We start from the raw sequence: 7,723 nt of genomic DNA, 5'->3' as shown, positions 1-7,723 counted from the left end.
AGTTCTTTCTTAGTCAGTACAGCACCGCAGAACGGGCCGCGGTTCAACGCGTCATCATGGACATGAACGCCTCCTATCAGGCATTCGTGCACGAACTATTCCCTAACGCCGAACTCATTATTGATCGGTTCCACATTATTCAATTAATGGGCCGGACGATGGATACCATTCGCACTCAATGTTTAAAGCAACTCGACAAGCATTCGCGGGAATATAAAGTACTGAAATCACTATAGCGCCTATTCCACAACACGGCATTGGATCAGTTTAAACAGAAATAATCAAACGGATGATTGACTGTCTCCTAACGGGGGCAGTTTTTTGTCGGTCGCCGGCTCAGCACCGCGGGTTCTATTTTCTGGTATAATAGCCCCCATTCACTGATAACGGAGGTTCTTTATGGCTGCTTTGATCATCACCCTCATCCTATTGCTCCTCATCCTCATCCTTGCCGGCCGGCTGCGGTATTTAGAAAGCCAAGCCGTGGACCGGCAGTTGCAAGCCCACGTCACCCAGAACGCGGCCAAGATCAAAGGGGCACGCCGTTTCTATTTGAAAACCTTATACCGCAGCAATCCCCCGCTGGGGTTGATTCGTATTGTCACGATCATCCTCACCGTCATCGCTGGGGCGGCCCTATTATGGACCGTCGCGGCGCAGCTGGCCGTCGCGGATGTCATCCCGGCCGGTGCGGCTGATTTTCTTTCTGATCTCTTCACGACTGAAACCGCGGAACGAAACACGGCGGCCTGGATTTTGGCCGGCAGTGCCCTGTTAGCCAGCGGTCTGCGCTGGTACACGATCAAGGCGCTGCACACCATTCAAGATGCCGAAGATACCGGTCAGATGCGGGATGTCTACACCACGCCCCGGGAGTTGCGGGTCAAAATGGATAGCACGCGCCAAGTACAACTGGTGCTGATCATAATCGGCGCCGTGATGGTAGCGCTAGCCAGCCAGTTCAACCTCTACCCGGCAGATGCGGACACCACCGCCGATACCAGCCAATCGACGGCCCAGTCATCCGCATCGTCCGCATCCAGTCAGCAGTCCTCGGCAAACAGCACTGACACGAGTAATCCGGCCCCAAAACAAGACCCCCATACCCCATTGGGAGCCTTGCAGGCGGCAAAAGACGCACCGCTGAGTGTGGCGGATAAACTAACCGACGCGGATCGGGCCACGTTAATCTTCATGGCCTATTGGGCGATGGAGGGTGAAGACCCGGCCACCCTATTCGACCGGGGCACTGCCGGTTCAGACTATTACTACCACATCATCCCCAACAACGGCCAGCCGCTGTACGTTTTCAACAGTCACACCCCGTCCAGCAATACAACCGCCAACATGTTTGTCGCCTGCGTGGATAACGGGGACGTCTGGTTCTATTCCCTTTACAACTCGCCCAGCCAAAGTCCGCATCTCAGCGACATCACCGCCCTGACCACCCAAAACGGCAGCGCCAGGCCAACGGACCAACCCTTGGCTAATCAGAGTTTTCGTTTCCGCCAGATGATTACGCTGAATTATCAGCAAACCGGGTATGCCCGGGTGCATCAGATCTTGCAAAATGGCTATGCGATGACGCTGTAACCATCAATTCAACAACTCTACCTGCCGCCGGATATCCCCGACGGCTTCTTTGTCGCCCGTAAAGATAATGTGATCGCCCAACTGAATCTGGGTATCCCCGTGGGGCGCAATAAACTCGTGATCCCGATAAATCTGACTGACCGTGATCTCATCAATAAACGGCAGATTCTTAAGCTGCATCCCCGTGAACCGCCGGTTACGAACCACGATTTCATAAATTCCGGCCGTGGTATCGGACAGAATCCGCACCGTCGCCGGCGATTCGATCAGCGCCCGCAACAGCGAAATATTGGCCTCTAATGTATTGAATATCTCGACCCCTTGGGCGGTCAGCTCATCATACTCGCTGCTCTGGATATCCTTATTTTCAAACCGGGCGATGATCCGCCGCACCTTGGCAGTAATCGCCCATTGCGCCAACTGGTAATTCTTGTCGTGGTCAAAATAGCCCAACACGACAATATCAGCCTGGGAAGCATCCGCTGCTTGCAGCTTAGCCGCAGTGAATTCGTCGAGGAAACGCACATTGGTCTCCGAATTGTAGGTCTTATACCGAGTCGCATCATCAGTATAGAGCGTAATGTCGTAGAATCCCTTGGTCAGCTGCTGGGCGATGGGGACGGTCAGAATATTGGTGCCAATGAAGTGGACCACCGTTTTTTGGTAATCTTCTTTTTCTTGCACGTAGAACGTATTAAAGAGAATCGGCGCGCCAAGACAAGTGATCACCGCCGCCAGGGTGAAGGCCCCGGCCTGCTGGCTGGTCACAATGCCGAGATTCCGCCCCACTGTGACCGCCGGTACGACCAGCGTAATCGTGGTCGAAATGAGAAAGGTCCCCGCAATCGCGTTGCGCGGCTGGAAGCGTCGGCGCAGGATCGGCCAAAGCAGGACTTTAGCCAGCAAAAAGCCGAGCAGGAGCAACGGAATCAAGCCCAGGCTGGCCGGGTCCGCCAGCAGTGTCCGCAGATTGATCTTGACCCCGGTCATAATGAAGAAAATGGGAATAAAGAAGCCGTAACCGATGCTGGTCAGCTTGTCCCGCGTTTCTTCCCGAGGATGAAGCAGTTTCATCACGATCCCAGCGAGAAACGCGCCTAGAATGGACTCCGCCCCCACTTGTGCGGCCACAGTGACCAGGGTCACGATCAAGAAGAACGCCAGGCGAATATCCAATTGCGTCGTACTCTTGTCGATTTGAGCGAACCACTGGTACGGCCGGCGAAATCGGAGCAAGAGAACGATTGCCGCCACGAAAATGGGCAAGAGCAGCCAAATGCTCTTGTCCGTGGGGTGGACCACGGCGGAATAAATCGTCAGCGCCAATAACGGCACGACTTCCCCCAAGGCGGCAATCAACAGCATCGTCTGGCCAAAGGGTTTGGATAGCAGTTCCTTTTCCTTTAGCGCCGCAATCACGACGCCCAGGGCGACGGTGGCAAAGACAATAGTCGCAAAAACCGGATGGCTGAACAAGCCAGTGGCCTGGAGCAGCAAGCTCGCCACCAAGGCCATACCGATCACACTGGCATAGGCCAGCAGCGCGATACTAACCGGACCAGGCTGCTGGCTGCCGTCTTTTTGCCGGCCAAACAGAGAAAAATCAATTTCCATCCCGGATAAAAAGATCAAGACGATCACGCCCAAACTGCTCAGTTGATTCAAGGCCGCATTCGTGGGGACCACGTTCAGCAGACTGGGACCCAGCAGGATGCCAGTGATGATCTCAGCCACCGCGGTGGGTACGTTGGTGATATGTAGGCGTGCCATCAGTAACGGGATCATTAATGCCGCAAGCAGCACAATGACCAGAGAAACACTTTCCATGAATGCACGCTCCTTAACTTAGTGATTTAAAATTGATGCCAATTCCTGCTGCAATTGCTGAATCGTTTCCGTCGTAGCTTCCGGATCTTGGAGCACCAGCTGGACTTGGGCTGCTAACTCTTTGCTTTGCGGCGTGGCCGGCCGCTCCAGCAACTGCCGCCAGCCGGTCATGAGGCCGGTCTTGTCCGGAGCGGCCACGAGATCCGCGATGGCCTGCCGGACTTGCTTCGCTGCAGTCGTCCGGGCCGCGTCGGTAAACTCAGTGGGGTGCGCTAAAATCAAATTCAGCCGGGCTAGGGAAAATTGCAGAGCCAGATGGCTGCGGACTGAAAAGTTGGGCGATTCCCACAACGTCTTGGCCACCAAGGCCAGTTGCGCCAAATCACTTAACGGTACCTGCAGAGCCGGCAAAACCGGCTGGTGACGGGGGGCGGTCACCAAGGGCATGTTGCGCAAAGCGGTTACCAATTGCGTGTGGCCGGCCTGCATGGCAGTGATCTCCCCAGCGGTATACAACGGTGCGGGCGGAGCCTGCATCCCGCCATCGGTTTCCGGATCATCAAATAAATGCTGGTCAAAGCGCTGATCCAGTTTTTCTGCCAACGCTGCCAGCGCGGTATCATACCGTGCCGCCAGGTGCCCCGCTGCGATCTGCTGACGTGCCGTCTGCATCAGCACCGCCGTGGTTGGCACAGCGACATAAAAATCATACTGCGGCAGCCGCGTCTGATCGCCAAAATCCCAAGCCGCCCACCGCTGGTCAGCTGCGCCCAGTATCGTGATGAAGCCCAGACCATGGCCTACATGGCCGTTTTCACTCACGGCTAATGCCGGCAGATCAATTGCCGTACCAAAGGGCCGCTCAACTACGCCAGTTACGCCGAAGCCGTTATGGATGTGGCCAGAGATGAAGTACGTATTTGGATACGCCGTCAGGATCTGTTTCAGCGTCTGGTCCTCTAACCCGACCCCACCGCCAAAGTTGCTGCGCCAATGGGTCTGGCGCAGCGGCTGGTGACAGAAGATCAGCGTCGGCTGACCGATGGCCGCCGCCTGGGCCAATTGATCAGCTAGCCAAGTTAAGGTCTCTGGACTGAAATAGGCCGAATCTTTCAACCCCTTTTCAGTATTGAGAAAAATAAGCTGGTATGCCGCCAAATGAACGACAAAGCTTAGAGCCTGCCGATCAATTTCCGGCAGGGACTGCAAATATTGCGTATAGAAAGATTCCGTCACCGCATGGAAATGCTGCGGATCAGCCTGCTCGCTGTTATCCCAGTCCGGCCAATGCGGCCCACGAACATCGTGGTTGCCCAACGTCGCCCAGGTCCGCCGGGCAAAGGGGCTGGCGGCAATGATGTCGTTGAATTCTCGAAATTGCTCAGCCGTGCCCGTGTCGGTCAAATCACCGTTGACCACCAAATGGGCCGCCGGAGCCTGTTCTGCCGCCGTTTTCAGGGCACGGACCACTATTTGATGCCGCTCTGGATGCCCATTGAGATGCAGATCCGAAAGGACGATCAATTGGGGTGCTATCTGCTTAGTCATCAACTCACCTCTCTATTGCCTCCGATTATATGCGTTTAGCTGGTACTTTCCCACCCAACTGCGGGTAGCCATGAGGCCCATCTTTCTGTACCGCCTGTACCGGCTATTGGTCCGCCGGCACGGCCGGCGTGGTGAGAAAACTGTCATCATAGGGATACCCAATCTGGGGCTTGCCATGCTCATCGATCAGCGCGTGCAATTCGCGCGCCTCGTTCAAAGTGAGCGTCTCGGCGAAAGGCTGGAGCGCGTCATGCATCGCCGCGTAAGTCTTATACACCCCCAACCCGATGCGCTGGCTCAACCGGCGGGCGTATTCATCTCCGACAAACGTCTTTTTGCCGAAGGTGTACATCAGCATCACGTCCGCTGTTTCCGGACCGATGCCCGGTAACGCTAATAACTGGTTCCGCAATTGGTCAGCTGGCCGGGCGCTGAACGCGGCAAAATCGCCGCCGGCTTCCTTAAACCACGTCAGCAAGCCGCGCAGATGCGCCGTTTTCTGCAGATAGAACCGGGCCGGACGGATCCGCTCGGCCAGTTCCTCCGGGGTCAGGGCCAGCAGCTGATCGACGCTCAAAACATCCTGCAAATTATTCATTGCCAGGGCCACATTACGAGCGTTGGTCTGCTGGACCAGGACCATCATCAGCCAATCCCCCAACTGGTCCTCCTGCCACCAATGCTGCGGGCCGTAATGGGCAGCTAAATTATCAAAAACAATGCGCCACGGTGCGGTCATCGGTTATCTCCCCCTTTTGTATGATTCACTATAGCACGGCAAATCGCCCTATCCGCCTGGTTTTGCTCACAAAAAGACCAGCCACTGGGGAGGAATGGCTGGTCTTGGGGAGGAAAATCGTGAAGAAAAAGTTGGTTGTGTTGTTAGGTAGGTGTCTCACGCAGCGATGGATGACGGGTCTAGAAGCCGTCGTTGATCGCCGTTACATTGAACTGTCATCGCATCACTCCTTTACTTGTTTACAGTGTCTACAATACCGGCGAAATGTGATGAATCAATGATCCTTCTATGGTCAATCGGTTATTCTTTTGCGCCCTGCTGATGATCGGGCGGCCGCACCGTCAGCATCGCCGCCACCCCCACCAGATGGGCCAGAAAAAGGATCAAGAACGTCCAATTATAATTAACCGCCGTGATCAGCGCACCGCCGGCCAGGGGACCGATCGCCCGGCCCAGCGAACCGGACAGACTGGTTAAGGATTGCAGCATCCCCCGGTTGCGGTCGGTCGCATATCGGTTGATCAAAGACGGCGCTGCCGTCAAGGCCAGAATCTCGCCCAGCGTGACCACGATGATTCCCAGCACGAACCGCCAATAGTCCGCAGCCCCCACGATAATCAGGTAAGAGAGACCGAATAGGATGCTGCCGGCGATGACCTTGACTTTATCATGGACAAAGCTCGGCGCGATCAATCGGTTGGCAATCGGCTGTAAGAGAATAATTTCGACCGTATTCACCGTGAACAGCAGGCTGTATTTCTCCACACTGATGCCGTGATGCAGCATCAAGACCGATACATTACTGTTCCACTGCTCGTAGCCGATCCATATAATGATCAGCATCCCGGCAATGGCCGCTAAACTGCCCAGCAGTCGGCGATCAATGGGCCCCCGTTGGCGCTCGCTGGGCGCCGGGGCACGGTCAATATTTTGAAAAGCCCGCATAATCACCGCAAAGGTGACCGCTAACAGCAGCGCCGCCCCGCCAAAAACCCAGCGAATACCCTGGCGGAATAGAAAGCCGCTGCTGGCCGTGGCAATCCCCATGCCAACACTGGCGATCCAGTAGCCTTGGTTAAAAATGTTGGCATTGACCCGTTGATGATACGCAATATACCCATTCATCGCGGCATTCAAAATGCCGAGACCTAACCCGTAAAGAATCTCCAGCAAAGAAAAAAACGGCCACGCCGGCCAGATAGTCAGTGCCAGCAGGGCGAAGACGGTCAGTATATTACCAGCAAACAGCACCTGCCGGGGCTGGGCATGATCAAACCACCAGCCGGCCAGTATGTTCCCCACCGTCATAGCTAAAGAGAAGCCCATCAATACCGCTCCGGCGGTAACCAAGCTTTCATGCAGATTTTGATGAATATACAGCGTCGTGATCGGCATAATCAAGCCAATGCCCATATTGATGCCGCCATTGGCAAAAAGAATCGCGCCAGTCTTTGTTTCGGCCATTGCATGTACCTCCTCGAACGCTCTCTATCATAGCAAAAAAAGACCACCGTCCGGGGAGGTAGACGGTGGTCAGATGAGGATTGGGGAGGAAAAATCATCATGAAGAAAAAGTTGGATATTGGCTAGTGTGCGGCCGCCTGATTGCGGCTGGAGGAGGACGACGGGTCTAGAAACCGTATGTCCTGCTCACGTTGGTTATCAATCATGAAGTGCCCCATAATTGTTAGACAGATACTCTAACGATTGTGGGGCATTTTTATGACCAAATATTCAAGTGAGTTCAAGGTACAGGTTGTACAAGAGTATCTTTCTGGACGGGTTTCCTATCCAACCCTTTGCGCTAAATACAGTATCCCGTCAATGACCCCAATCCGGAGGTGGGTTAAGCAGGCTCAAGCTAATGGACTGGAGTCGCTTCAACGTAAACGTACCAAAGTCGCTTATTCATTGGAACAGAAACTGTCTGTGGTAGACTATTACCAAACTAGTGGTGAAGGTGTGGCATCGGTGGCTGCTCACTTTGGGATCAATGCCTCGCAGGTGGCTGTCTGG

At 54.7% G+C, this 7,723-nt stretch carries 6 protein-coding genes and 1 pseudogene; 3 read left to right on the top strand and 4 right to left on the bottom strand.

Annotation, left to right across the window (positions count from 1 at the left end; all coding sequences use genetic code 11):
• Positions 1 to 233, top strand: a pseudogene (locus H627_RS0114900) (transposase); the annotation flags it as partial.
• A gap of 166 nt (positions 234 to 399) precedes the next feature.
• Positions 400 to 1,593: a hypothetical protein gene (locus H627_RS0114895; protein WP_027829560.1), complete on the top strand. Its 1,194-nt coding sequence runs from the start codon at positions 400 to 402 to the stop codon at positions 1,591 to 1,593.
• Positions 1,594 to 1,596: 3 nt separating this feature from the next.
• On the opposite strand, the gene H627_RS0114890 is transcribed toward H627_RS0114895, so the two are convergent.
• The 4 genes from H627_RS0114890 to H627_RS0114875 form a co-directional block, all read right to left on the bottom strand.
• Positions 1,597 to 3,420 (bottom strand): cation:proton antiporter domain-containing protein, encoded by a 1,824-nt coding sequence (locus H627_RS0114890; protein ID WP_027829559.1) that lies wholly within the window; start codon positions 3,418 to 3,420, stop codon positions 1,597 to 1,599.
• An 18-nt stretch (positions 3,421 to 3,438) separates the two neighbouring features.
• Positions 3,439 to 4,968: a metallophosphoesterase family protein gene (locus H627_RS19505; protein ID WP_051225470.1), complete on the bottom strand. Its 1,530-nt coding sequence runs from the start codon at positions 4,966 to 4,968 to the stop codon at positions 3,439 to 3,441.
• A 103-nt stretch (positions 4,969 to 5,071) separates the two neighbouring features.
• Positions 5,072 to 5,707 (bottom strand): endonuclease III domain-containing protein, encoded by a 636-nt coding sequence (locus H627_RS0114880; RefSeq protein ID WP_035441289.1) that lies wholly within the window; start codon positions 5,705 to 5,707, stop codon positions 5,072 to 5,074.
• A gap of 300 nt (positions 5,708 to 6,007) precedes the next feature.
• Complete coding sequence (locus tag H627_RS0114875) at positions 6,008 to 7,171, bottom strand: MFS transporter (protein ID WP_051225469.1); 1,164 nt, start codon at positions 7,169 to 7,171, stop codon at positions 6,008 to 6,010.
• Between the two features lie 258 nt (positions 7,172 to 7,429).
• On the opposite strand from H627_RS0114875, the gene H627_RS0114870 reads away from it, so the two are divergent.
• A partial coding sequence (locus H627_RS0114870) for a helix-turn-helix domain-containing protein (RefSeq protein ID WP_027829556.1) occupies positions 7,430 to 7,723 on the top strand: 294 nt, incomplete at its 3' end.

Origin of the sequence: Schleiferilactobacillus harbinensis DSM 16991, from assembly GCF_000425885.1 — a bacterium.
GTDB lineage: Bacteria > Bacillota > Bacilli > Lactobacillales > Lactobacillaceae > Schleiferilactobacillus > Schleiferilactobacillus harbinensis.
The sequence above is the reverse complement of the archived record's forward strand: the minus strand, read 5'-3'. Positions and strand labels throughout refer to the sequence as shown.